This is a genomic window from Phaeobacter gallaeciensis DSM 26640 (assembly GCF_000511385.1).
Taxonomy (GTDB): Bacteria; Pseudomonadota; Alphaproteobacteria; order Rhodobacterales; family Rhodobacteraceae; genus Phaeobacter; species Phaeobacter gallaeciensis.
Window position 1 is genome coordinate 3573482 of the sequence record NC_023137.1, and the last position, 25881, is coordinate 3599362.

Consider the following 25881-nt stretch of genomic DNA (forward strand, 5'->3'; position numbering starts at 1 on the left):
TCCGTGGTAACGATAAGCAGAGTTTCACCTAAAGCAGGTCAGGCTAAGCAACTTCATGTTCGAGCAGCGCCACAAACGGTCCCGTCTCAGCAGCCTCATCGCCATGGGTGAGGTTGTGTTTCATTCCGTGGCGCGCAGTGTGCGTTCCAAACATAACAATGCCTTCATGGCGCTTGCACTTAATTTGACGCAGGCCGTGATGTTCGTCGTTGTCTTTTACCTGATGTTCTCGCTGCTTGGTTTACGCGGCGCAGCCATTCGTGGTGATTTCCTGCTCTATGTCATGTCAGGCGTCTTTCTGTTTCTGACTCACACCAAGGCTGTCGCGGCTGTATCAGGCGCCGAGGGGCCGAGCAGCCCAATGATGCAACATGCGCCAATGAACACCATCGTTGCCATTCTTTCAGCCGCACTTGGGTCGCTGTACATTCAGGTGCTGTCGATGCTGATCATCCTGTTTGTCTATCACGTCGCCTTCACCCCGATTGAAATCGAAGAGCCAATCGCAGCCTTTGGCATGGTGCTGCTCTCCTGGATCACAGGCGCTGCGGTAGGTTTGATCCTGCTGGTCATGAAACCTTGGTCGCCGGGGACCGTGGGCATTATTTCGACGATCTATCAGCGGGCCAATATGATCGCCTCGGGCAAGATGTTTCTGGCCAACACCCTGCCCAGTTTCATGCTGTCGATGTTTGACTGGAATCCGCTGTTTCACTGTATTGATCAGGCGCGAGGATTTGTGTTCATCAACTACAATCCTCATTTCAGCAATTGGCAATATGCCTGCTGGGTCGCCCTGGTACTGATCATGATTGGCCTGATGGGGGAGTTTTACACGCGCCGCCGTGCCTCGATCAGCTGGGGAGCAAAACGCTAGACCACGGATAGCCCACCGTTCAGGTCACCACGCGCAGGGTCAGATTGATCCGCCCGCCCTTTGGCAGCAGGCGTGAGGATTTGAACCGAATGCGATCCACCCCGTGATAAGTCAGCCGGGCTTCCCCGCCCATCACGACCACATCACCTGAGTTCAACCAGATCGTGTCGGTCTTGCCGCCGCGCGATGAATTGCCAATCCGCAGCAAACCGTCATCCCCAAGAGAAATGGACACCACCGGATAGGAGAAATCCGCCTCATCCTTGTCCTGATGCAAGCCCATCCGGGCCCCTTCACCATAATAATTGATCAGACAGCAATCCGGCTGCCGTTCCAACCTAGTAGTGACTCGCCAGATGTCCAGAATCTCTGTTGGGATCTCAGGCCAGCGGCGCCCGGTCGGATGGCGCTCTTCATAGCGGTATCCATCCCGGTCACTGATCCAGCCATAGGCCCCGGCTGACGTCATCCGCACAGACATCTTACCGCCACCGGGCACCTCGGGTGAAAACAGTGGTGCTGCACGCAGAACCGGACGCAGGCACTCAATCAGCCGCTGCTGCCCATCCATATCCAGAAGGGGTTTTGTCAGCTCAAACCCCCGCAATCGCAACTTCATCATCACTGTTAGCCCGTTCTTAACCGCTCCCCTGTCAAAAACCGCTGTAATTCGCGAAACAGGACGCGATCTGGCGGTTGCAGGGGGCATTTGTGCTCCCTATATACGCCGGGAAGCGGTGAGGTGCAGACCAAACCGCAACTGAATCGGGGCCGGAATGCCAAAATGGGTTCAGACCTCGGGTAATCGCCTTAGAAAGTAAAAAGGGATCGAACATGAGCAAAGTTATCGGAATCGACCTCGGGACCACCAACTCCTGTGTGGCCATCATGGACGGCTCGCAGCCTCGCGTTATCGAAAACGCTGAGGGCGCCCGTACCACACCGTCGATCGTAGCCTTCACCGACGATGAACGTCTGGTGGGCCAGCCGGCCAAACGTCAGGCCGTCACCAATCCGGACAACACCGTTTTTGGCGTGAAGCGCCTTATCGGTCGCCGGTTTGACGACACGGATCTGGCAAAAGACAAGAAAAACCTGCCCTTCGCCGTGATCAACGGCGGCAATGGTGATGCATGGGTCGAAGCCAAGGGTGAGAAATACTCCCCGTCGCAGATCTCCGCTTTCATCCTGGGCAAAATGAAAGAGACCGCCGAATCCTACCTCGGCGAAGAAGTGACTCAGGCCGTCATCACCGTGCCTGCGTATTTCAACGACGCTCAGCGTCAGGCTACGAAAGACGCCGGCAAAATTGCTGGCCTTGAAGTGCTGCGCATCATCAACGAGCCGACAGCTGCGGCTCTGGCCTATGGTCTGGACAAAGAAGAAACCCAAACCATCGCGGTCTATGACCTTGGCGGCGGTACCTTCGACGTGACCATTCTGGAAATCGACGACGGCCTGTTCGAGGTAAAATCCACCAATGGTGATACCTTCCTCGGCGGTGAAGACTTTGACATGCGCATCGTCAACTATCTGGCAGAGCAGTTCAAGAAAGAGCACGGCGTCGACCTGACCAAGGACAAGATGGCCCTGCAGCGTCTGAAAGAAGCCGCTGAAAAAGCCAAGATCGAGCTGTCCTCCTCCAGCCAGACCGAAATCAACCAGCCGTTCATCTCGATGGATCCGTCCTCGGGTCAGCCGCTGCACATGGTCATGAAACTGACCCGTGCGAAGCTGGAAAGCCTGGTCGGCGATCTGATCAAAGCCTCCATGAAGCCTTGCGCCGCTGCGCTGAAGGATGCGGGCCTCTCCGCATCCGACGTTGACGAAGTTGTTCTGGTTGGCGGTATGACCCGCATGCCGAAGGTGATTGAAGAGGTCACCAAATTCTTCGGCAAAGAGCCGCACAAGGGTGTGAACCCCGATGAGGTCGTTGCCATGGGCGCCGCCATTCAGGCCGGCGTTCTGCAGGGTGACGTGAAAGACGTTGTTCTCCTCGACGTGACACCGCTGTCGCTGGGCATCGAAACCCTCGGCGGTGTGTTCACCCGACTGATCGACCGCAACACCACCATCCCGACGAAGAAGAGCCAAGTATTCTCCACTGCGGAAGACAACCAGAACGCGGTGACCATTCGTGTGTTCCAGGGTGAGCGCGAGATGGCGGCTGACAACAAGATGCTCGGCCAGTTCAACCTCGAAGACATCCCGCCCGCGCCGCGCGGCATGCCGCAGATCGAGGTCACTTTTGACATCGACGCCAACGGCATCGTTTCGGTCGGCGCAAAGGACAAGGCGACTGGCAAAGAGCAGAATATCACCATTCAGGCCTCCGGTGGTCTGTCCGATGATGATATCGAAAAGATGGTCAAGGATGCCGAGGACAACGCCGAGGCGGACAAGGAACGTCGTGAGCTGATCGAAGCCAAGAACCAGGCCGAAAGCCTGATCCACTCCACCGAGAAATCGATGGAAGAGCATGGCGACAAGGTCGACCCGACCACCATCGAAGCCATCGAACTGGCGATTGCTGCACTGAAGGACGATCTCGAGAATGAGAAGTCCACCGCTGAGAAGATCAAATCCGGCGTTCAGAACGTCACCGAAGCGGCAATGAAGCTGGGTGAGGCGATCTACAAGTCGAGCCAAGAAGAGGCTGCGGATGAACCTACCGCCGCAGACGATGCGGCAGGCCCCGGTGATGATGACATTGTCGATGCCGAATTCGAAGATCTGGACGACAACAAGCGTTAAGGTCTGATTTTGGCCAGAGCGGGCCGGTCCGAACTCCGGGCCGGCCCGCTCTCGTTGCGGCAAAAGGGGTATTCCGATGTCCAAACGAGATTACTATGACATTCTCGGGGTGTCCAAAGGGGCCACCGCCGATGAAATCAAGAAAGGCTTTCGCAAGAAGGCCAAAGAGCTGCACCCCGATCGGAACAAGGACAATCCCGAATCCGAGGGGCAATTCAAAGAGGCCAACGAGGCCTACGATGTTCTGAAAGATCCAGAGAAAAAGGCCGCGTACGACCGCTATGGCCATGCGGCTTTTGAAAACGGCATGGGTGGCGGTCAGCGCGGTGGTCAGGGCGGCCAGGGCTTTGGCGGCGGAGACTTCTCCTCTGCTTTCTCTGATGTATTCGACGATCTGTTCGGCGACTTCATGGGTGGTCGTGGTGGCCAGGGTGGCGGACGGCAACGGGCCGCGCGCGGCTCCGACCTGCGCTATAACCTGCGCATCTCGCTTGAGGATGCCTTCGCGGGTATGCACAAAACCATCAACGTGCCGACCGCTGTGGCCTGTGAGTCCTGCGAGGGCACCGGCGCTGAGGGCGGCGTGGAGCCAACCACCTGCCCGACCTGCTCAGGCATGGGCAAAGTGCGCGCGCAACAGGGCTTCTTCACGGTGGAGCGCACCTGCCCCACCTGCTCCGGCCTTGGCCAGATCATCAAGAACCCCTGTAAGTCCTGTCAGGGCCACGGTCGCGTCGAGAAAGATCGCTCCCTATCCGTGAATATCCCGGCTGGCGTAGAAACCGGTACCCGCATCCGCCTTGCTGGCGAAGGTGAGGCAGGTATGCGTGGTGGCCCTCCCGGTGATCTCTACATCTTCGTAGAAGTGGCCGCGCATGATCTGTTTGAACGCGACGGCAATAACCTTTATTGCCGCGTGCCGGTATCCTTGGCCAAGGCTGCTCTTGGTGGTGCAATCGAAGTGCCAACCATCGACGGTGGTCGCGGGCGGGTCCAGATCCCCGAAGGCAGTCAATCTGGCCGCCAGATGCGCCTGCGCGGTAAGGGTATGCCTGCGCTGCGCGGTGGGGCCACCGGCGACATGTTCATCGAACTCGCGGTGGAAACCCCGGTAAACCTCACCTCGCGGCAAAAAGAGCTGCTGCGGGAATTCGAGGATCTCTCCGAAGATAACACCAACCCGGAATCGCGGAGCTTCTTTTCTTCCGTCAAGAGTTTCTGGGACGGGATGAAGGGCTAAGCCCAGCTCTTTCACAGCATGAGACCAAGATAAAGCGCCCTAAAAAAGGGCGCTTTTTTTGATGGTTTTTCGGTACGGGACTGCTTTGGCCTGACGGATTAACCCTTTGGCAACCCTGGCAGCGCGAGCATTGCGTCATGCCCAAGGAGCCCGCATTCGAGGACGTCTCTCTGCCGCTGTTCCCAGACAGCGCAAAACTCACTGCATCTTCCGCAAAACCATCATCGCCCCCCTCTTACATCAGGGATCATCGCGCCCGATTGAGGGACCGATTCATGACAGGGGGCGCCGCTGCGATGCCGGATTACGAACTGCTGGAACTGGTGCTTTTCCGCTCCATCCCGCGCCGGGATGTGAAGCCGCTAGCGCGTCAGTTGCTCGACAGTTTTGGCGACTTCAACCGCGTGATCACTGCGCCCCCCGAACGGCTCTCCCAGATTGCGGGAATTGGTGATGCCGTGATCACCGATCTTAAGGTGCTGGAGGCCGCCGCCCATCGCATGGCCCGTGCAAAGGTCCTTCAACGCCACATCCTCTCTTCTTGGGACGCATTGCTGGATTATTGCCATACTGTGATGGCCCACCGCGAAACTGAGCAGTTCCGAGTGCTATACCTTGATCGTAAAAACAAGTTGATTGCGGATGAGGAACAGGCCAAAGGCACCGTCGACCATGTCCCTGTCTATCCGCGCGAAATCGCAAAGCGGGCCTTGGAGATCAGCGCCAGCGCCCTGATATTGGTGCATAATCATCCATCAGGCGATCCGACACCATCGTCCAGCGACATTGAAATGACCGACCGTGTTGCCCGCGCCCTGGCCGCGTTGGATATTGTGCTGCACGATCACCTGATCATCGGAAAATCCAGCGAACTCAGCTTCCGCTCCGAAGGATACCTTTGACAGTTTAACGCACCCAGACCTCGACCCGGCGATTCACTTGCCGCCCCCATCGTTGGTCTTCGCAGGCCATCGGCAGTGCTTCACCGAACGCTGCAATCTCGATTTCTGTACGCTCCAAGTTGGCAGTTTCAGCAGCTTCAATCACCGCATCACGCACCGCCTCGGCACGTTTCATGGCGATGGCTTTATTGCCACTCGCAGGTCCATCCCCGTCTGAGAAGCCGACAAAAACCAGTTCCCGCGCATCATAGGCGCCCGCCTCAAGCGAGCGCGCCAGTTGCATGATATTGCTTCGAGATTGCGCATCCGGGCGGGTCGAGCCCGGCTCAAACCGAAAAGACGTGGTCAGACGCTGTAAGCCATCCAAACGAGAGACAAGTCGCTGCAGCTCCCCCAGCGGCACCTCTGGCCCCGCCGCGGTGATGGCATTGGCCAAGCGGTCGCCCTGAACATTCATGGAGATACGCTCGGGTGCCTGATCGACGAAGCCAGCCCTGCGAATCACGATCTGCGCACTGGGTCCACGCACATAGCTTAGGAAATCCCGTGCCAGCTTAGGCAACCGCCGGGACGGCAGGTAGAGAAACATCGGCGCGGTCAGCGGATAATCTTCGGTTTTGATCGAACGGCGGTTGGCGCGCAGCGAAAACCCACAGGCACCTCGTAAAGTCAGGACCCGCGCAGTCGATGTTTCGGCAAAGCTGGCCAACCCAAGCGCAAAGGGATCCGTTGCAACAACGCGCACCAGAGTGCTGCCACGATCATGGCGCCGCAAACGGGTTCCCAGTGCCGCGATATCTGGTGTCTCCAGCCGGTCAGAGATCGCCTGCGCCAGACCAGAGCCTGCCACCGGCAGATGGAGTGAAATCGGCGCATTTGGTCCACCCAACTCCGACCAATTGCTGAGGTCACCAGACAGCACCCCTGCCAGATCTGCAACCGAGATTGAGCGGACGGGATTGCCCGGTGCCACAACAGGCACCATCGCGTCCAGCGCCAGAACGCGACTACGCTGCGCGCCGGTCATATCGCCCATCCCCGCCTCACGGGCCCGCTCACGCTCGGCACTGCGAATCTCACGCAAGGCCATGACAATGTCGGCCTCATTGGTGAGAAGATCGGCAAACCCTTCGTCCGTGTTGCTGACAAAGAAGCTGAACCTCGCTGCAACACGGCCAGTATCACGCAACAGGACATAGTCGAAATTGTTGTCGGGCATCGGATCGCGCCGTGTCTGAAACCCGTTTCGCAGCGCAAACCCCTCGATCAGGGCCGGCAAAAGGACCTCTGCCATGGTCGACGATCCGGACAGGCTGATCTCTGCAACGAAGTCAGACAGGCTCGGGCACCCCGGCCCTTCACAGCTGACGCCTGAGCCGTCGACAGTCAACTCGCCAAACTTGGTATCAACGCGATAGAATTCGCCGTCGAATCCCAGAATATTTCCGGTAATCTCAACGGCTCCATCTGGCGACGAAAGTGTCACGTCCTGCGCCTTCAGCGGCAGGATCCCAGTGACGAGAAAGAGTGCGGCGCATATTGCCGCACGAAACAAAGCCATGAGAAATCCTGAATAGACCGCGAGTTAATTTGCGGCGATTTTCAGTGTTTCCAGAAGATTATTCAACACAAGAAAGTCACCCGTAGCAGCACAATCTGGCATTGCCAGCGTCAAGTCACGGGTTCGCAATCTGCCATCGCGCAATTCCAGCGTCTGCGCCGAAACATCACGACCACAATTGATCGCGGTCACCTCGGCCTCAACGGTCAGATCAATCGCACCGCTTTGATCGCCGCCAAGACGTGGCACGCTATAGACCTCCGCCAACCGCGGGGCCAGCTGCGTAGCATCGCCAAGCTGTACGACGGAACCACGGCCTGCCGTCAGGTCGGCGCCACGCCAAACGTGACCCGCACTACCATAGCCCGCGCCAAATTCCCGCGCATGTAGTTCAAACCCGCTGTTGCCTGCCCATTGCAATACGACCCGGCTCACAAGATCCAAATCCGGCACCGATGTTGTCGCAACCGCGCCACGGCCACTTTTGGGTTCCACGATGAACACCGCCGAGGAGGACAAAGCCGGTATCTGCACCGTCAGCGCGCCAGTCGCATCCAGTCGGCTGGAGAACATCATGCCATTGTGATGAATGGTCAAACGTTCACCCGGTCGGCATAGGGACAATACGGTCAGCCGCACCTCCGCCATCGGGCCAGGAACAGCTTCAGCGGTCATCTCGCAAGAGGTCTCTGGATCCTGACGCAGAACTTTCTGAGCATTGCCGTCAACTTCTTCGGGAGTGGCCGCTGTCAGGCTGATGGCTTCAATCTGAAGCGGAGCGTCCGCAGGCAGATCAGGCAGCGCTACGGTCGGCTCGACTACGGACGCGGCTACACTAGCCTGCGGACTGCGCGAGGTGTGCTGCATAACAAGACCAATCGCCAGGGCGCTACAGAGGGTCGCCGCGCTCATCAGGGCTGTTCGTTTGCTGATCATTACCGACTCCTTACCCAAAAAGGTTAAGGAACCGTGACGCAGAAAGGCGGCCAATTGATGGCCGCCCCTTGCAGAGAATCTGGCGAAAGCGTGCAATTTTCACAGATTTCACCAGACTATGTGAGCGGATCGACCCCGCCTAACACCTCAGCTCAACCGACCGTGGCAGTGTTTGAACTTCTTGCCGGAGCCACAGGGGCATTTGTCATTTCGTGACGGGTTGCCCCATGTCGACGGATCATCCTCGACAAAGCCCTCTGCCGGGGCCTCCGGTGTCGCTGCCGCTTCCGCAGCGCCTGCCGCAGCCTTCTGCAATTCGGCCTGCTGGGCTGCCATTTGCATCATCATCTGGCGTTGTTCTTCTTCGCTGATGGGACGCACATGGGCCAGCTGCTGGGTGACAGTTTCCCGTAGTGTATCGAGCATGTTCTCGAACAGCTGGAAGCTCTCGTTCTTGTATTCATTGAGCGGATCGCGCTGCGCGTAGCCACGGAAACCGACAACAGACCGCAGATGCTCCAGCGTCAGCAGATGCTCCCTCCATTTCGCATCAATTGTCTGCAGCAAAACCTGTTTTTCGATATTGCGCATGGTTTCCGGGCCAAAGGCTTCGGTCTTCTCAGCCATCTTCGCGTCGCTGGCCTCAACCAGACGTTCGCGAATTTGCTCGTCGTCCACGCCTTCTTCGGCAGTCCACTCGACCACGGGCACGTCCAGACCCAGCTTCTCGCGGACTTGCTCTTGCAGACCTTCGCTGTCCCATTGATCAGCATAGGTCTTGGCCGGCATATGCACATCAAGGAGGTCGTCGATCACCTCATGACGCATATCGCCAACGATTTCCGACAGATCTTCGGCAGCCATGATTTCGCGACGCTGGTTGAAGATCACCTTACGCTGATCGTTCATCACATCGTCGAATTTCAGAACGTTCTTGCGCATGTCGAAGTTGCGGCCCTCGACCTTCGCCTGCGCACGTTCCAGCGATTTGTTCACCCATGGGTGAATGATCGCCTCGCCTTCTTTCATGCCCAAGGTCGAGAGCAGTTTATCCAACCGCTCGGAGCCGAAAATCCGCATCAGGTCATCTTCGAGGCTGAGATAGAACACGGTGCGGCCCGGATCCCCCTGACGACCCGAACGGCCGCGCAGCTGGTTGTCGATACGGCGGCTTTCGTGACGCTCAGAGGCCATAACGAACAGGCCACCTGCCTGTTTGACAGCTTCCTCATCGGCGACATGCGCCTCTTCGATGCGCGCGCGAATGGCCTCGTGATCCCCATCAGGGGTCTCTGCAATCGCCTCAAGCACCTTAAACTCAACGTTGCCGCCAAGTTTGATGTCGGTGCCCCGGCCCGCCATGTTGGTGGCGATTGTCACGGCCCCCAGACGACCGGCGTCAGCAACGATCTGCGCCTCCTGCTCATGGTGGCGAGCGTTCAGCACGTTGTGTTTGATGCCCTCCTTCTGGAGAAGCTGGCTCAGCAGTTCAGATTTCTCAATCGAGGTGGTGCCCAGCAAAACCGGCTGCCCGTTTTCATGGGCTTTCTTGGTCTCATTGATCATCGCCTGGTATTTTTCCATAGCGGTGCGATAGACCTGATCGTCCTCATCCTTGCGTGCAATCGGACGGTTGGTTGGCACTTCGACCACACCCAAACCGTAAATTTCGGCAAATTCTTCGGCTTCGGTCATTGCGGTACCGGTCATGCCCGACAGCTTGCCATAAAGACGGAAGTAGTTCTGGAAAGTCACAGAAGCCAGCGTCGTATTCTCCGGCTGAATCTTCACCTCTTCCTTGGCCTCAATGGCCTGATGCAGACCCTCGGAGAGACGGCGACCCGCCATCATCCGTCCAGTGAATTCATCAATCAGGACCACTTCTCCATCGCGAACAATGTAATCCTTATCGCGCTGGAACAGCTTGTGCGCGCGCAGGGCCTGGTTGACGTGATGGACTACCGTGGTGCTTTCAGGATCATAAAGCGATGCACCCTCCTCCAGCAGATCATGAGCGATCAGCTGCTGTTCGAGGTATTCGTTGCCCTCCTCGGTGAAGGTGACGCCACGGGTTTTCTCGTCCAGCTCGTAGTGATCATCACTCAGCAGCGGGATCAACTTGTCGATGGTGGAATAGAGTTCCGAACGGTCCTCGGCAGGGCCGGATATGATCAACGGCGTACGGGCCTCGTCGATCAGGATCGAGTCGACCTCATCCACGATGGCAAAGTTATGATGTTTCTGGAACACCTGATCCAGCGAAGGCTTCATGTTATCGCGCAGATAATCAAAACCCAGCTCGTTGTTGGTCGCATAGGTGACGTCGCTTTGGTAGGCGGCCATTTTCTCGGCATCCGGCTGACCTGACCAGATCACGCCAGTGGTCATGCCAAGCTGGGCAAACACCTTGCCCATCCATTCGCTGTCGCGCTTGGCGAGGTATTCGTTGACGGTGACCACATGCACACCCTTGCCCGTCAGCGCATTGAGATAGGCCGGGAAGGTCGCAACAAGGGTTTTACCCTCACCGGTCTTCATCTCGGAGATATTACCCTGATGCAGGAATATTCCGCCCATCAGCTGGGTGTCAAAGGCCCGCAGACCCAACGCACGACGTGCACCTTCGCGCACATTGGCAAAAGCCTCGGGCAGCAGATCATCCAGGCTTTCCCCGTCCAGCGCGCGTTTGCGCAGCTCGGCGGTCTTATCCTGCAAATCCTGATCGCTGAGTTTCTCGAACTCGGGCTCCAGCGCGTTGATCTTGGCAATCAGCGGCCGTGTCGCCTTGATTTTGCGGTCATTCGGCGTGCCGAATACCTTTTTGGCGAGTGTTCCGATACCCAGCATGTGTTCTCCAACCGTCCTGTCATTGACCCCTGGCGTTGGCAGGCTTGCCCGCCCCGCTCGCAACCCATAAACAATGATGGAACAGCGGTCCTGCCAAAGGCCTCATGGCGATGTAAGGTCCCGCAAATACAGTGTCAACGCTACGCCCCGCCGTGGCCAGATAATAGGAAGAATTCAATGCGCAAAGGTCTCACTTATTTGTCAGGACTGGCCCTGGCAGCCGCTTTGACACTGCCCATGTCCGCAACCGCTGAACCTCATGCCAACACGGTGGTGGCTACGGTAAACGGTGAAGAGATCACAATCGGTCACATGATCATTGCCCGCGCGACATTGCCCCAGCAGTATCAGCAGCTGCCCGACGATGTGCTCTATGACGCGATCCTGGATCAACTCATCCAACAGACCAGCCTGAAGCAAGAGCTGAATGGCGAGGTGCCGAAATACGTTGCCCTGTCGCTGGAAAACGAGGCGCGGTCCCTGCTGGCGGCAGATGTCATTGAAAAGGTCATGGAAAACGCAGCCTCGGACGAGGATCTGCGCGCGGCCTATGATGAGAAATATACCGACGGCACAGGCGGCGATGAATTCAACGCCTCGCATATTCTCGTTGAGACCGAAGAAGATGCCGCCGAAGTGCGCGCTGAACTGGATGCCGGCGCAGATTTCGCCACTCTGGCGCGCGAACGCTCCACTGGCCCGTCCGGTCCCAACGGTGGTGAATTGGGCTGGTTCGGCAAGGGCCGTATGGTCCCGGAATTCGAAGAAGCGGTTCTGGTGATGGGGGCTGGCGATGTCTCCGCTCCGGTTCAGACCCAATTTGGCTGGCACGTGATCAAGCTCAACGATCGCCGCACCTCCGCTGCGCCAACCTTTGATGAGGTCCGCGAAGAGCTGGCGACGCAGATGCGTCAGGACGCGGTAGAGGACCGCGTGCTCTCTCTGACCACAGCCGCCACCATTAAACGCCCGGAGATCGAAGATCTGGATCCCTCAATCCTGAAAAACCTCGATCTGGTAAGGAACTAACAATGGCATTGCCCCGCTCTCCTCTCGCTCCTGAACATTTTCCGGATCTGCCTCAAATCGCCGGTGTGCGATTTGCCTCGGCTGCCGCCGGGGTGAAATACAAGGATCGTACGGACGTGATGCTCGCTGTGATGGATCCGGGCAGCGCTGTGGCAGGCGTGTTCACTCGATCCGCAACCCGCTCTGCACCGGTTCTGGACTGTCAGGCAAAACTGGCCTCAAGTCACAATGACACCGCACACGGCGCCGCCATTCTGGTCAACTCAGGCAATTCAAATGCCTTTACCGGACACTATGGCCAAACCTCAGTCGCCGAGATTACCCGCACGGTCGCGGATATCACGGGTATTCCGGCAGCTCGGGTGTTCACCGCCTCTACTGGCGTCATCGGCGAGCCACTGCCTCATGAGCGGATCGTGTCGCAGATTGCGACCCTGAACGACGGACTAAATGCGACATCGATTGAAGGCGCTGCCGAAGCCATCATGACAACGGACACCTTCGCCAAAGGGGCCGGTGCCACGGTTGAGGTCGACGGTAAAACAGTCTCTATTGCAGGAATTGCCAAAGGCTCCGGCATGATTGCGCCCGATATGGCCACCATGCTTGTCTATATTTTCACTGATGCAAAGATCGCACAGGAAGACCTGCAAGCCCTCCTGTCGCAGATCTGCGACCGCACCTTCAACTGCATCACCGTGGACAGCGACACTTCAACATCCGACAGCTTAATGCTCTGCGCCTCTGGCGCTGCGGACGTCGACGTGACCGGAAACACAGATTTCGCCCTCGCGCTGGAAGGCGTGATGCTAGACTTGTCGCATCAGGTGGTTCGTGACGGCGAAGGCGCGACCAAATTTGTCGAAGTCCAAGTCACAGGCGCGATGAATGACCATGACGCCAAGGTTCATGGCCTCTCGATTGCCAACTCGCCTTTGGTGAAGACCGCCATCGCGGGAGAGGATCCCAACTGGGGCCGTGTGGTGATGGCCATCGGAAAATCCGGCGCCGCTGCCGACCGGGACAAGCTGTCGATCTCCTTCGGAGAGGTGCTGGTTGCTGAAAAAGGCTGGGTTTCGCCCGACTACAAAGAGGCCAACGGCGCCGCCGAGATGGCGAAAACAGAGATTGTCATCAAGGTTGATCTGGGGCTGGCCGAGGGGAAGAGTACCGTCTGGACCTGCGATCTGACGCATCAGTATATTTCCATCAACGCGGATTACCGGTCATGAAGATGGTTCTTGTATCCGCTGTCGCCCTGATTGATGTGGAAGGCCGTGTGCTCCTCGCGCAACGCCCGGAAGGGAAGTCCATGGCGGGTCTTTGGGAATTTCCGGGAGGCAAGGTAGAGCAGGGCGAAACCCCAGAGGCTGCGCTGATCCGGGAGCTGGAAGAAGAGCTTGGGATCAACACCTGGGAATCCTGCCTCGCACCGCTGACATTTGCCAGCCACAGCTATGATGATTTTCATCTCCTGATGCCTCTGTTTGCCTGCCGAAAATGGGAAGGCATCCCGCAAGCCAAAGAGGGGCAAACCCTGAAATGGGTGCGTGCGCAGAACCTGCGCGACTATCCGATGCCAGCCGCTGACATTCCGCTGATCCCGATTCTGCGGGACTGGCTGTAGCCAGGAATTACCTATTTTACGGTGCAATCGCATGGCTCCGCCAGTTTCTGTGGCGGGGTCCCGATCAACCCGTCAATCAATCATTAACTTTTCTGGTTAACCATGAGGACGAAGCAGAAAAAATTTACTGAAGTCTTGGCGACCAAAGGTGGCAGCGATCATGATCCGAACGATTAAACAGGGCGCGTTCATTTTTATACAGGGCACGTTTGTGCGCAGCTTGCCCAATGGAAAGATCTCAGTCCGCGTCGGCAATAAAACCTACGAAGGTGAACCCGTCAGCCGCGCGGCCTGACAGACACCAACACAGCCCCTCCTTGGCGGGTTTGTCCTCCCCCAAACCCGCCACAAAAAACCCCGACCAGATTGGCCGGGGTTTTTTATTTTCATCTTCGAACTTCTGATCAATCGAGCGTGCGGGTCACTTCCTCGCGCTCGAAGATCTCGATCACATCGCCCTTGCGGACATCATCGTAGTTTTCAAACGCCATACCGCATTCCTGACCCGACTGAACCTCGGCCACTTCGTCCTTGAAGCGTTTGAGGGTCTTCAGGGTGCCTTCGTGGATCACGACGTTGTCCCGCAGCAGACGGACCCCGGCGGAGCGGCGTGCCACACCTTCGGTGACCAGACAGCCTGCAACCTTGCCCACGTTGGACACTTTGAAAACATCCTTGATCTCGGCGTAGCCAATGAAGTTCTCGCGGATTTCTGCGGATAGCAGACCCGAGGCAGCAGCTTTCACATCGTCCACAAGGTCATAGATGACCGAGTAGTAGCGGATTTCCACACCCTTCTGGTTGGCGGAGTTCCGCGCCGATGTGTTGGCCCGGACGTTGAAGCCCATGACCGGCGCACCGGAGGCCTCAGCCAGACCGATATCGGTCTCGGTGATCGCACCAACACCCGAGTGCAGGACGCGCACGCGCACCTCGTTGTTGCCAATTTTTTCCATCGCCTGAACGATAGCCTCGGCGGAGCCTTGCACGTCAGCCTTGACCAGAATGGGAAGCTCGGAGACGTTCTCGTCCTCCTTAGCCTTCTGCATCAGCTGTTCCAGCGTGGTCGCAGCACCCGCAGCAGCGCGTTTGTCTTTCGCTGCCTGCTCGCGATATTCGGCGATCTCACGAGCCTGCGCCTCAGTGTCGGTCACATTCAGAACATCGCCCGCTTCGGGTGTCCCGTTGAGACCAAGAACCTCAACCGGCACCGAGGGACCAGCTTCCTTCACGCGCTCACCCTTGTCGTTGATCAGCGCACGGACCTTACCGTATTGCTCACCCACAACGAAGATATCACCCTGACGCAGCGTCCCGTTCTGAACCAGAACGGTGGCAACGGGGCCGCGGCCCACATCCAGCTGAGCCTCGATCACGGCACCTTGCGCGGCACGATCGGGGTTGGCTTTCAGTTCCAGAATTTCCGCCTGCAACGCAATCGCTTCCAGCAGCTCATCGAGACCCTGGCCGGTAACGGCAGAGACTTCGACATCCTGGACTTCACCAGACATGGCTTCCACGATCACTTCGTGCTGAAGCAGATCGGTACGGACCTTGTTCGGGTCAGCTGCCGGTTTGTCGATCTTGTTGATCGCGACGATCATCGGTACCTGCGCCGCCTTGGCGTGGTTGATCGCTTCAATCGTCTGAGGCATCACAGCATCGTCCGCAGCAACAACCAAGACCACGATATCCGTGACCTGCGCCCCGCGCGACCGCATGGAGGTAAAGGCCGCGTGACCCGGTGTATCGAGGAAGCTCAGCACGGCGCCACCTTCGGTTTTCACCTGATAGGCACCGATGTGCTGGGTGATGCCACCGGCTTCGCCAGCAACAACCCGCGCATCGCGGATTGCGTCCAGCAGAGAGGTTTTACCGTGGTCAACGTGACCCATGATGGTGATCACAGGCGGACGCGACTGCAGATCTTCGTCCTTGTCATCGATCTCTTTGATGACGTCTTCGACATCCGAATCGGAAACGCGCACAACTTTGTGGCCGAATTCTTCGATGATCAGCTCAGCGGTATCCGCGTCAATGGTCTGGTTCTGCGTGACCATCATGCCCATGTTCATCAGCGATTTGACGACTTCGCCGACGCGTTCCGCCATCCGGTTGGCCAGCTCAGAGACAACAATCGCCTCAGGCAGCTGAACGTCACGGATAACCTTCTCACGTTCAACCGAACCCATCGCCTTCTGACGCGCACGCTCCTGCTTACGCTTCATCGACGCCATGGAACGCTGACGACCGCCTTCGCCACCGGTGGCCTGACCAAGTGTCAGCTTCCCGGAACGGCGACCGCCACCATCATTACGACCCTTGGCATTGCGGTTCTGCCGGTCGTCGCGATCGCGGTCACCCTTACGGGGTTGCGAGGACGGGCCGGGAGCCGGGCGTGCCGAGGCTGGTTCAGATTTTTTCTTTTCAGCGTCAGAGGCTGCACGTTTTGCAGCGGCTTCGGCTTCGACGCGCTTACGCTCTTCGTCTTCGGCCTTCTGACGGGCGCGCTCTTCAGCTTCGCGCTGTTCGCGTTCCTTGGCTTCCTGCTCAGCCCGGCGGCGCTCACGCTCTTCAGCGCGGGCCTTCTCCTCAGCTTCGCGCTGTGCCGCTTCTTCCACTTCGCGGGCCTTGGCGGCCTGCAACGCCTTCAGGCGGCGCGCCATCTCTGCATCGCTGATGCCAGCCGGACGCCGCGATGCGTCGCCGGAGGGCGTCGCACCGGAGCCCCCTTTTGCCGCGGTCGGCTTGGGGACCACAACGCGTTTGCGCTTGGTTTCCACCACGACATTCTTGGTCCGACCGTGGCTGAAGCTCTGTTTCACATTCCCGGGCCGGGACCCACCACGAAGACCCAACGTCTTTTTGCCGTCACTATCGCTCATAAAGCTCTTTATCCTTCCGTGCGGCCCTTGCCGCCCACCGTTTCGCGCAAACCTTGTAGTCGTTGCGCTTCCTCTACAACACGTTTGCCGAGTCCACCAGAGGCCAGCGCCGCATGTATCACAGTTTGGCGCCCAAAAGCCATGCCCAGCTCGTCCGCAGTGAGGCATCCGATGAATTTCCCACGGTGCGGCGTGCTCAATTTCGATTTGCCCCGTCCCGATCCATCCGAAGCCTGGATCAACACGCGGGCGTGTTCCTTGGCCAACCAGTCCTTGACCTTCTCGTAGCCAGAGACCGCATCGCCCGACTTACGCGCCAGGCTGATCAGCTCGATCAGGCGCCGCAGCACCTGACCTTTGATTTCATCTTCCAGCCCATCAGGCACCGTCACCGGAGCCTTGAAGCCGCGCGCAAAGAGTTTCTTCTTTATCGCGGTGCGAAGCGCAGCCTCGGTTGAAGTCACATAGACCCCGCGCCCGGGCAACTTACCCATCACGTCAGGCACGACCTGACCTTCAGGACCAACAACAAAGCGGATCAGCCCTTCCTTAGGCTGAATCTCGCCTGTCGCCAGACATTTTCGCTCCGGTCCATCGGACCGGTCTTTGTCACTGCCACCGCGTGCCATTGCTACCCTCGCTGCGAGGCCTGATATCAGGCTTCGCCCTCTTCTGCTTCGCCGTCTTCGATGTCGGCGTCTTCTTCAGCGTCGGCTTCCAGTTCGGTGGGATCCACCCAACCCAGCAGAACGCGGGCAGTCATAACAAGGGTCTGGGCATCCTCCAGCGACACATCGAAGGGCTCAAGAATACCATCATCCTTGATCCGTTCCCCTTTGTTGGTGGTCCAGCCGCCGGCCAGTTCCCAATCCGCGCAGGTGGCAAAGTCTTCCAGCGTCTTGATGCCATCCTTGGCCAATGCCTCAATCATTTGGGGCGTCAGACCGTCAAAGTCAATCAAGCTGTCCTCAACACCCAAGGCACGGGCGGCATCAATTGCGGCTTTTGCCTGGGCTTCCAGATAGTCAGCGGCACGGGCCTGCAGCTCTTGGGCGGTGCCTTCATCGACACCGTCAATGACCAGCAGTTCGTCCAGCTCGACATAGGCAACTTCTTCGAGGTTGGTAAAGCCTTCGGAGACCAGCAGCTGGGCGAAGAACTCGTCCAGATCCAGGGTTTCCATGAACAGCTTGGTCCGCGCCTCGAATTCCTTCTGGCGGCGAGCCGATTCCTCTTCCTCGGTCATGATGTCGATGTCCAGCGCAGTCAGCTGGGATGCCAGACGCACGTTCTGACCACGACGACCAATCGCGAGCGACAGCTGTTCTTCGGGCACGACAACTTCGATCTTGCCAGCTTCTTCGTCCAGAACAACCTTCGACACTTCAGCAGGCTGCAGCGCATTCACAAGGAAGGTCGGCTGGTCTTCGTTCCACGGGATGATGTCGATCTTCTCACCCTGCAACTCGTTGACCACGGCCTGCACACGCGAACCGCGCATACCGACGCAGGCGCCGACCGGGTCAATGGACCCATCATAGCTGATCACGGCGATCTTTGCGCGCGAACCGGGATCACGAGCCACGGCCTTGATCTCGATGACACCGTCATAGATTTCCGGCACTTCCATCTTGAACAGCTCAGCCATGAATTCCGGCGCGGTCCGCGACAGGAAGATCTGCGGGCCACGGGGTTCACGGCGTACGTCCTTGATGAAGCAACGGATACGGTCGTTCGGGCGGTAGCTCTCGCGGCCGATTTTCTCGTTGCGGCGCAGGATGGCTTCGCCAGCGCCCACATCGACGATAACATTGCCGTATTCTTCGCGCTTCACCAGACCATTGATGATGGTGCCGGCACGATCCTTGAATTCTTCGTACTGACGATCACGCTCAGCTTCGCGCACCTTCTGCAGGATCACCTGCTTGGCGGATTGGGCAGCAATACGGCCCATTTCGACCGGAGGCACTTCCTCGACAAAAACATCGCCAACCGACGGATCGGCCATATACTGTTTGGCCTGCTCAACGGTCATCTCTGCCTGGTAGTTCTCCAGAGCGTCATCTTCGACCACGGTGCGCACACGGGTGAAGGTCGCACGACCGGTCTTGCGGTCAATGGATACACGGATATCCATTTCGCTGCCGTAGCGGCTCTTGGCGGCCCGCGCCAGGCTTTCTTCCATCGCATCGACAACCAGAGCGGGGTCGATCATCTTTTCGCGCGCCACGGCTTCTGCGGTCTGCAGAAGCTCCAACTGGTTTGCTGACGTGATAGCCATTACTTTTTCTCCTCTTCGGACCCATCGGCCTCGATTTCGTCGAATGCGTCTTCGTTCAGGGTGCCCGCAGCTTTGCGCTGGCGCAGCATTTCTTTGATCAGATCGTCGGTCAGAACCAGCTTGGCGTCGCTCAACCAATCGAATTTCAGCCCGATTGTAACCGTCTCGCCGTGTTCTTCGATATTGATCAGAACCTCGTCATCCTCGACACCGGCCAGCTCGCCCTTGAAGCGGCGACGGCCGTCGATCAACTCGCTGGTTTCGATCTTGGCTTCATAGCCTTCGAACATCTCGAAGTCTTTGAGACGTGTCAGAGGGCGGTCGATACCGGGGCTGGAGACCTCCAGCGCATAGCTGTCTAGAATCGGGTCCTCAACGTCCAGCGTGGCGCTGACCGCATTGGAAATCTCGGCGCAGCCGTCCACCTCAATGCCGCCGTCCGGCTTGTCCGCCATGATTTGCAGCGTGGTGGTCTTGCCAGACATCAGCCGAATACGCACCAGCTCAAAACCGAGATCTTCGATCACCGGAGTGATGATCTCGGCAAGCCGACGGTCGATGGCTGCCTTGGCTATCAGGTCATTGGTCATACGAATTCCAGATCTGTGATTCGGGCACAAAAAAACGGGCGCGCGGCCCGTTGAATTTTCCGGTGGAGCTGAGGGGCAAACCCGACGCGCCGCTGTTATGACAGGCATATACGCCCTATCAGGTCAAACTGCAAGGGGCAGATCCCTGTCGCCTGTCCGGCGCCCGCTACCCCGCAAGCAAAATATCGCATTTTCACAGATCAGACACGCCACCAGCGTTCGGCGATACGGCCGTCATCCAGCGCTGAGCGGGCGCCGATCCTGCGTGGAAGGCCGACATCCCGGCGCGCCGCCAAGGCCATATCACTGGCCGACGGATGGTAGTGAAAACTGCCACGCGACAACACCCCATCGGGCGCAGGTAAGGCCGCAACATCAACGTAACCATCCCGCAGGGCCTCTGCCCGGACCTCTGCATCCGGAATCACAATCAGCTCGACCGTATCGACCCAGCCTGCCTGACCGGATTTGTAGTGATCCATCACCCGCGTCGCCCGAAAATCGCGCCCAGCGCGCGCGCGTTCCACCCGGTAGCATCCGGTGCCATCTGCGGCAGAGAGATCGCATGAAACCGCTCCCCCCGCAGCGATGAAAAAGCGGCCATCCGCCAACAGATAAGGCAGATGCGGGTTCGAGGCGCCCAGCACGATCTGAATACTCTCCTGAGAAAGCACCTCAATCTGCGCCGCATGATCGGTTTCAATAACGCTATAGCGCAGGCTGGCGGCCACATCCTGGGCCTGTAGCGGTACGCCGCTATGAAATGTCACATCAGACCGGATATCAAATCGCCAGATCCGCGCATCCGGGCTGCTGCTCCACCGGGTGGCCAGCTCAGGGCGCAATGACCCATCCGGGCCAATTTCCGTCAGCGTATCAAAGACAGCACCACGAGCCACATGATCCATCAGATCACCATCCCGCGGTACAGCCAATCGCAGAATTCCGCCCGGCCGCGGGGCATCCGCAAGCGCCGCACCAGTGGCAGCCAGCAAGGCTGCGGCGGCCCCCGATGTAAACAGCGCACGTCTGTCGATCCGTGTCATGGCTCCTGCTCCTCGGCAATCTCGTCCATCGCGCGCACCAGTTCCGCGCTGATTCCCGGTTCCGAGAGAGCATGGCCGGCATTGCGTACCATCTTCAACTCTGCATTTGGCCACAGCTCCTTCAATCGCCAGGCCGAGGTCGGCGGGCAGATCATATCATACCGCCCCTGCACGATGATGCCCGGAATATGCGATATGCGGCTCATATTGGCGAAGATCTGACCGTCGTAATCCAGAAAGCCGCCATTGATGAAGTAGTGGTTCTCCAACCGGGCAAAGGCGCGGGCGTAGTCGCCGGGACTTTCCCCTGAGACGCCATTGGAGTGGATAGAAGCCAGCGCATTCTCCCAAGCGGACCAAGCCCGACCGAACCGGATCTCCTCTGCCATATCGCCAGAAAACAACCGCCGGTTATAGGCCGCTATCAGGTCGCTGCGCTCATCGTCCGGGATCAGCGAAACAAATCGCGACCAGGTTTCCGGCCAGAACCGACCGGCGCCGCCTCCGTAGAACCAGTCCAGCTCCGACTTGGTCATCAGGAAAACGCCGCGCAGGATCAGCTGGCACACCCTCTCCGGATGGGTCTGAGCATAGATCAGCGACAGCGTCGCGCCCCAGCTGCCACCGAACACCATCCATTGCGACACTCCGATCAGGCGTCGGATGATTTCCATATCCGCAACCAGATTCCAGGTGGTGTTGTCCTCGCAGGAGGCATGTGGCCGCGACCGACCGCACCCCCGCTGATCGAACAGGATAATCCTGTAACGATCCGGGTCAAAATATCGCCGCATCGCCGGGCTGGATCCGCCACCGGGCCCCCCGTGACAGACCACCACAGGGATGCCATCCGGATTGCCGCTTTGCTCCATATAGATATGGTGCCCCTGCCCAACATCGATCATACGCTGGTCGAAGGGTTCGATGGGCGGGTACAAATACTGCACTGCGCGCTTTTGATACGGGTATTTGTCCATTACTGACCTAACTTAGTCCTGACTGATAAAAGAACACACGGAGACAGGAATGCAAGCGCCTCAATCCACGGTAGATCCGTCCGAGATCGCAAAATTCGAAGCCATGGCTGCTGAATGGTGGGATCCGACCGGAAAATTCAAGCCTCTGCATATGTTGAACCCCTGTCGCCTTGATTACATCACGCAGCAGATCGCAGCAGAATTCGATCGTGACCTGTCGTCAGATGCACCGTTCTCAGGTCTGCGTCTGCTTGATATCGGGTGTGGCGGCGGCCTGCTGAGCGAACCCATGGCGCGCTTGGGTGCGGACGTCGTCGGTGCAGATGCCGCAGCGGGCAATATCCCGGTGGCGCAGGTCCATGCGCAGCAATCTGGGCTGGATATCGACTATCGCCATACCACAGCTGAGGCACTGGCCGAGGCGGGCGAACAGTTCGATATCGTCCTGAATATGGAAGTGGTCGAACATGTGGCCGATCCGCTCAGCTATCTGACTGCCACGCGGCAATTGCTGAAACCCGGCGGATTGCAGATCTGTTCTACCATCAACCGCAATCCCAAAAGCTACGCCATGGCGATCTTTGGCGCAGAAGTGGTAATGCGCTGGCTGCCGCGCGGCACCCATGAATGGTCAAAGTTCATCACCCCGGATGAGCTATTCGAGCTGCTGGCAAAGGCTGGACTGACGCCGGTTGATCGCAAGGGATTCGTCTTCAACCCCGTGTTCTGGAGCTGGTCACTCTCGGAGCGAGACCTGAGCGTCAACTACGTCACAGCAAGCACGAAACCACGCTGAAACGCGTAGAATATCAGCCTATCCTATACTTAAGGATAGGCGATCATCCTTCTGCGCCGTTGGGTCGATACGCTGCCCGTGGTAAAACACTGGTAAGGGTCGAACAGTTCCGACCTGTCACCGAGTGAATGCACAGAGGCCCTTGTTCCGGGCCGCCCTGTCGTTAAGCCTACCACTCACGGACCAGCCTGACGGGGGGCACCAAGGACGTCTGTTCGCAGGCGTCCTTTTCCGTTGTCGGGGAGAGACGCCCAGTGCGGACACATCTATCTAGTCGCGACTGCCCAGCTTGATCCGAAATTCCCGCAGGATCGGCAGTGCGGATTTGACCCGGTCACCGCCCAGTTCCTCCACCACTTCAGAGATCATCGGCACAATGCTCGCCAGCGCCGCATCGCGTGCCCGCCGCCCAGCCGGGCTAATAGCAACCATTTTACGCCGCGCATCGTCCCAATCGGGGCGAATATGGATATATCCGGCAGCCTCAAGCTTGCCCAGCGTATTGGTCATCGCGCCGCGGGTCACATGAAACGCCTTCGCCAGCTGCGCGGGGGAGCGCTCCACGCCCGTACGTGCCAGATGGTTCAATACGGAAAAATGCGACAGTTCCATCCCCTTGGGCAGCACCTGTCCCAGCCGCGTTCGCGCCAGCTGATCTGCCATCAAGATTTCGCTAAATAGCGAAACCGCTAGGGAATTCGTGTCATCCATCAGGGGCCGTCAAACTCTCGGTCATGCGACAGGGAAGGCACCTGTCGGCGCGCTTGTGCCACTTTTTCAAGGTCAAGATCAATGTAGGTGATGCCAATATCCGTACCACCATCTGCGAGGATTTCACCCCAGGGCGACACAACAAGCGAATGGCCATAGGTGCGACGTGACGACCCACGGGCGGCCGGATGCGTGCCAGTCTGTGCCGCAGCCAGGACATAGCAGCCGGTTTCGATGGCCCGCGCCTGTAGCAAGGCGTGCCAATGGGCGGCGCCTGTGACATGGGAAAATGCCGCAGGCACCAAAAGAACCTGCGCCCCTGCCTTGGCCAGACGCCGATGCAGATAAGGAAAGCGCACATCATAGCAGATGGTCATCCCCAACGCGGCAAAGGGGGTTTCTGCAACCACCGCTTCGTGACCGGGCCGGTATCCATCGGATTCGCGGTAGGTTTCCTCAGGCGTGACGTCCACGTCAAACATGTGGATTTTATCATATCGGGCGACAATCTCACCCTTCGGATCAATCAGAAACTGACGATTGGCAAAACGCCCATCTGTATCCGTTGTCTTCAACGCGAGTGACCCCAGCGACAGCCAGACCCCATGCTGCACCGCCGTGTCTCGTAGCGCCGACAACGTCGGATCATCAGCCTCGAGATGCAGTACGGATTGCTGATGACTGCGACTGCCGGACAGGCAATTGGTCACCTCCGGCGTCAGCACAAACCCCGCGCCGCCTGCGACCGCGTTGCCGATCATCTGCTGCACCATCGCCAGATTATCGGCGGGTTGGTCGCTTGACGTCATTTGAAGTAGAGCCGCACGCATCTGTCACCTCCTCAGGCTTTCACTTTATGTACCGCAGTTTAGGCGGCCAGCAGCGGATCCAGCTTTCCGGAACGATCCAGCGCATAAAGATCGTCACACCCGCCCACATGAGTTTCACCAACGAAAATCTGCGGAACGGTACGCCCACCATTGGCGCGCTCAATCATTTCAGCTTTGCGGTCCGGGTTTGCCAAAACGTCGATTTCGTCAAAGCTTACACCTTTTTGCGTCAGAAGACGCTTGGCGGCGTGGCAGAATCCGCAAAGCGGGGATGTGTAGATTTCGACCGGTTTCATTCGGGTCTCCGTTTGAACATATCTGTTGGCTTGGCACGAACTTGGGCAGTCCATGATGAAATTGCCAGCCCCAGCGCGTTCAGATCACGAGTGCGTGACCCGTGCAAGCACCGCGACACGCACCGCCGTCGCCCCGGCGTCAAGGCAGGCCTCGCTACACGCGCTGAGCGTCGCGCCGCTGGTCATCACATCATCCACCAACAGGACAATTCTGCCACTGATCCGCTCGGCGTGTTTGGGATGCGCAGCAATCGACTGCATCAATGTCGTGTAGCGCTGATGGCGACTCTGCCCCTCCAGCGATGGGGTACGCCGTGTCCGGCGCAACAGATCCGGGCAATAGTCCAAGTCGGCATCTTGGGCCATGACCTTGGCCAATAGATCAGATTGATTGTAGCGACGGCGCAAAAACCGAGACCAATGCAACGGCACCGGCGCCACCAGCGGATTATCTGCCAATAAGGTAGTTGCAGCGCGCGCAAGCCAACGCGCCGCAGGCCGCGCGATCTCTGTGCGGTCTCCGTGCTTTAACGCCAGAATTAGACGCCGCGCGGTGCCTTCGTAAGACAACGCCGCGCGCCCCTGCTGCCAAGGGCGCGGATGCTCCATACAGTCATCACACTCAAGCCGGAAACCGTCCTCCTCCCCCATCAGCGCGACACCGCAACTGTCACAACAGGTTCCGCTGATGAAAGGGGTGTCGCGCCAACAGGGGCCACAAAGCCCGAAATCACTGTCGACCCAATCTCCACAAGCCAGACAACGTGGGGGGTAGATCAATGAAACAGCCGTTTGTATCCGCGCCTTCAACATCCTAAATAGCCCTCATGACCCAAGCCACGACGCCCCGCCCGCAGCTGTTCGACCGCCGCGCCATCACCGCCCATCGCAGCCGCCTGACGTCTCAGGCCTTGTTCCTGCATGACATCGCCCGCGATGAGATTGAGGATCGGCTATCCATGGTTAACAGAAGCTTTACCAGCCCAGCGCTGGTTGCGCCTTTTACCGAAGGCTGGGCGAGCTGTCTGCCCGATGCGAAACATGTGGCCGATGACGAGACCTTGGATCTGGAGGTGGGCGCGCACGATCTTGTGGTTCATGCGATGTCACTGCATTGGGCGAATGATCCCGTGGGTCAGTTGATCCAGTGTCACCGGGCCTTGACCGAAGATGGGCTGCTACTGGTTGTGATGTTGGGCGGCCAAACCCTACATGAACTGCGCAGCGCCCTGGCAACTGCCGAAACGCGACTATCTGGCGGGCTCTCCCCGCGCGTGGCCCCGATGGCCGAGGTGCGTGATCTGGGCGCCCTGTTGCAGCGGGCCGGATTTGCGCTGCCAGTTGCGGATGTGGTTCCGCTGACGGCAAAGTACCGCGACCTGCGACATTTAATGCATGAATTGCGTGGCATGGGCGAAACCAATGCGATGACCCAACGACAGAAGGTGACACCCTCGCGCCATCTCTTTGCAGAAGCTGAAGAAATCTATCGCGCCACTTACGCCACCGCAGACGGTCTGTTGCCCGCGACATTCGAACTGATCTGCCTGACCGGTTGGTCGCCATCGGAAACCCAGCAGAAACCGCTGCGCCCGGGATCGGCGAAGGCCCGTCTGGCAGATGCGCTTAAGGTGCCAGAAACACCGCTGCCCAAGTAGACAGCCACCGTCATAGATCTATCCTATGGCTCTGGTGG

Annotated in this window: 23 protein-coding genes; 9 read left to right on the forward strand and 14 right to left on the reverse strand. The window is 58.3% G+C overall.

Annotated elements, in window-relative coordinates; genetic code table 11:
• Positions 1-55 precede the first annotated feature (55 nt).
• On the forward strand, positions 56-877 hold the full coding sequence (locus GAL_RS17205) for an ABC transporter permease (RefSeq protein ID WP_024098830.1): 822 nt from the start codon (positions 56-58) through the stop codon (positions 875-877).
• A gap of 19 nt (positions 878-896) precedes the next feature.
• Here GAL_RS17205 and GAL_RS17210 read toward each other — a convergent pair whose 3' ends face one another.
• Positions 897-1499: an alpha-ketoglutarate-dependent dioxygenase AlkB family protein gene (locus GAL_RS17210; RefSeq protein ID WP_040104308.1), complete on the reverse strand. Its 603-nt coding sequence runs from the start codon at positions 1497-1499 to the stop codon at positions 897-899.
• A 212-nt stretch (positions 1500-1711) separates the two neighbouring features.
• Between GAL_RS17210 and dnaK the strand changes: the two genes are divergently transcribed.
• The 3 genes from dnaK to radC all read left to right on the forward strand — a co-directional run bounded on the left by dnaK (position 1712) and on the right by radC (position 5773).
• Entirely contained in the window at positions 1712-3631 is a 1920-nt protein-coding gene (gene dnaK, locus GAL_RS17215) for a molecular chaperone DnaK (RefSeq protein ID WP_024098832.1), read from the forward strand.
• Between the two features lie 76 nt (positions 3632-3707).
• Entirely contained in the window at positions 3708-4871 is a 1164-nt protein-coding gene (gene dnaJ, locus GAL_RS17220) for a molecular chaperone DnaJ (protein ID WP_024098833.1), read from the forward strand.
• A 137-nt stretch (positions 4872-5008) separates the two neighbouring features.
• Positions 5009-5773, forward strand: coding sequence for a RadC family protein (radC, locus tag GAL_RS17225; RefSeq protein ID WP_040104307.1), 765 nt, complete (start codon positions 5009-5011; stop codon positions 5771-5773).
• A gap of 4 nt (positions 5774-5777) precedes the next feature.
• Here radC and GAL_RS17230 read toward each other — a convergent pair whose 3' ends face one another.
• The 3 genes from GAL_RS17230 to secA all read right to left on the reverse strand — a co-directional run bounded on the left by GAL_RS17230 (position 5778) and on the right by secA (position 11117).
• Positions 5778-7334, reverse strand: coding sequence for a substrate-binding domain-containing protein (locus GAL_RS17230; RefSeq protein ID WP_024098835.1), 1557 nt, complete (start codon positions 7332-7334; stop codon positions 5778-5780).
• Positions 7335-7358: 24 nt separating this feature from the next.
• Complete coding sequence (locus GAL_RS17235; RefSeq protein ID WP_024098836.1) at positions 7359-8270, reverse strand: hypothetical protein; 912 nt, start codon at positions 8268-8270, stop codon at positions 7359-7361.
• A 147-nt stretch (positions 8271-8417) separates the two neighbouring features.
• Positions 8418-11117, reverse strand: a complete 2700-nt coding sequence (gene secA / locus GAL_RS17240) for a preprotein translocase subunit SecA (RefSeq protein WP_024098837.1) — start codon at positions 11115-11117, stop codon at positions 8418-8420.
• Between the two features lie 177 nt (positions 11118-11294).
• On the opposite strand from secA, the gene GAL_RS17245 reads away from it, so the two are divergent.
• The 3 genes from GAL_RS17245 to mutT are packed head-to-tail and all read left to right on the forward strand — an operon-like array spanning position 11295 to position 13773.
• Positions 11295-12146, forward strand: a complete 852-nt coding sequence (locus GAL_RS17245; RefSeq protein ID WP_024098838.1) for a peptidylprolyl isomerase — start codon at positions 11295-11297, stop codon at positions 12144-12146.
• 2 nt (positions 12147-12148) lie between these two features.
• A complete protein-coding gene (argJ, locus tag GAL_RS17250) occupies positions 12149-13378 on the forward strand; it encodes a bifunctional glutamate N-acetyltransferase/amino-acid acetyltransferase ArgJ (RefSeq protein ID WP_024098839.1) in 1230 nt (409 codons plus the stop codon).
• Positions 13375-13773, forward strand: a complete 399-nt coding sequence (gene mutT / locus GAL_RS17255) for an 8-oxo-dGTP diphosphatase MutT (RefSeq protein ID WP_024098840.1) — start codon at positions 13375-13377, stop codon at positions 13771-13773. Before argJ ends, mutT begins: the two co-directional genes overlap by 4 nt.
• 404 nt (positions 13774-14177) lie before the next feature.
• On the opposite strand, the gene infB is transcribed toward mutT, so the two are convergent.
• From infB to pip, 6 genes are all read right to left on the reverse strand, one after another.
• Positions 14178-16658 (reverse strand): translation initiation factor IF-2, encoded by a 2481-nt coding sequence (infB, locus tag GAL_RS17260; protein ID WP_024098842.1) that lies wholly within the window; start codon positions 16656-16658, stop codon positions 14178-14180.
• A gap of 8 nt (positions 16659-16666) precedes the next feature.
• Positions 16667-17287 carry an RNA-binding protein gene (locus tag GAL_RS17265; protein WP_014876348.1) on the reverse strand — a complete coding sequence of 207 codons (621 nt, stop codon included), beginning with the start codon at positions 17285-17287 and terminating at the stop codon, positions 16667-16669.
• A 26-nt stretch (positions 17288-17313) separates the two neighbouring features.
• Entirely contained in the window at positions 17314-18939 is a 1626-nt protein-coding gene (gene nusA, locus GAL_RS17270) for a transcription termination factor NusA (protein ID WP_024098843.1), read from the reverse strand.
• Complete coding sequence (gene rimP, locus GAL_RS17275) at positions 18939-19529, reverse strand: ribosome maturation factor RimP (protein WP_024098844.1); 591 nt, start codon at positions 19527-19529, stop codon at positions 18939-18941. Before rimP ends, nusA begins: the two co-directional genes overlap by 1 nt.
• 200 nt (positions 19530-19729) lie before the next feature.
• Positions 19730-20575 (reverse strand): ABC transporter substrate-binding protein, encoded by an 846-nt coding sequence (locus GAL_RS17280; protein ID WP_024098845.1) that lies wholly within the window; start codon positions 20573-20575, stop codon positions 19730-19732.
• Complete coding sequence (pip, locus tag GAL_RS17285) at positions 20572-21552, reverse strand: prolyl aminopeptidase (RefSeq protein WP_024098846.1); 981 nt, start codon at positions 21550-21552, stop codon at positions 20572-20574. Before pip ends, GAL_RS17280 begins: the two co-directional genes overlap by 4 nt.
• A 49-nt stretch (positions 21553-21601) precedes the next feature.
• On the opposite strand from pip, the gene ubiG reads away from it, so the two are divergent.
• Positions 21602-22348: a bifunctional 2-polyprenyl-6-hydroxyphenol methylase/3-demethylubiquinol 3-O-methyltransferase UbiG gene (gene ubiG, locus GAL_RS17290; RefSeq protein ID WP_024098847.1), complete on the forward strand. Its 747-nt coding sequence runs from the start codon at positions 21602-21604 to the stop codon at positions 22346-22348.
• Positions 22349-22618: 270 nt separating this feature from the next.
• Here the strand turns inward: ubiG and GAL_RS17295 are convergent, their stop codons facing one another.
• The 4 genes from GAL_RS17295 to GAL_RS17310 form a co-directional block, all read right to left on the reverse strand.
• On the reverse strand, positions 22619-23059 hold the full coding sequence (locus GAL_RS17295; protein WP_024098848.1) for a MarR family winged helix-turn-helix transcriptional regulator: 441 nt from the start codon (positions 23057-23059) through the stop codon (positions 22619-22621).
• Positions 23059-23889, reverse strand: a complete 831-nt coding sequence (locus GAL_RS17300; RefSeq protein WP_024098849.1) for a carbon-nitrogen hydrolase family protein — start codon at positions 23887-23889, stop codon at positions 23059-23061. The genes GAL_RS17295 and GAL_RS17300 overlap by 1 nt, the downstream gene beginning before the upstream one ends.
• A 38-nt stretch (positions 23890-23927) precedes the next feature.
• Complete coding sequence (gene grxC, locus GAL_RS17305) at positions 23928-24185, reverse strand: glutaredoxin 3 (RefSeq protein ID WP_014881502.1); 258 nt, start codon at positions 24183-24185, stop codon at positions 23928-23930.
• A gap of 84 nt (positions 24186-24269) precedes the next feature.
• Positions 24270-24998, reverse strand: coding sequence for a ComF family protein (locus tag GAL_RS17310; RefSeq protein ID WP_024098850.1), 729 nt, complete (start codon positions 24996-24998; stop codon positions 24270-24272).
• A gap of 14 nt (positions 24999-25012) precedes the next feature.
• Between GAL_RS17310 and GAL_RS17315 the strand changes: the two genes are divergently transcribed.
• Positions 25013-25843, forward strand: coding sequence for a methyltransferase domain-containing protein (locus GAL_RS17315; protein WP_024098851.1), 831 nt, complete (start codon positions 25013-25015; stop codon positions 25841-25843).
• The last annotated feature ends 38 nt before the right edge of the window (positions 25844-25881 follow it).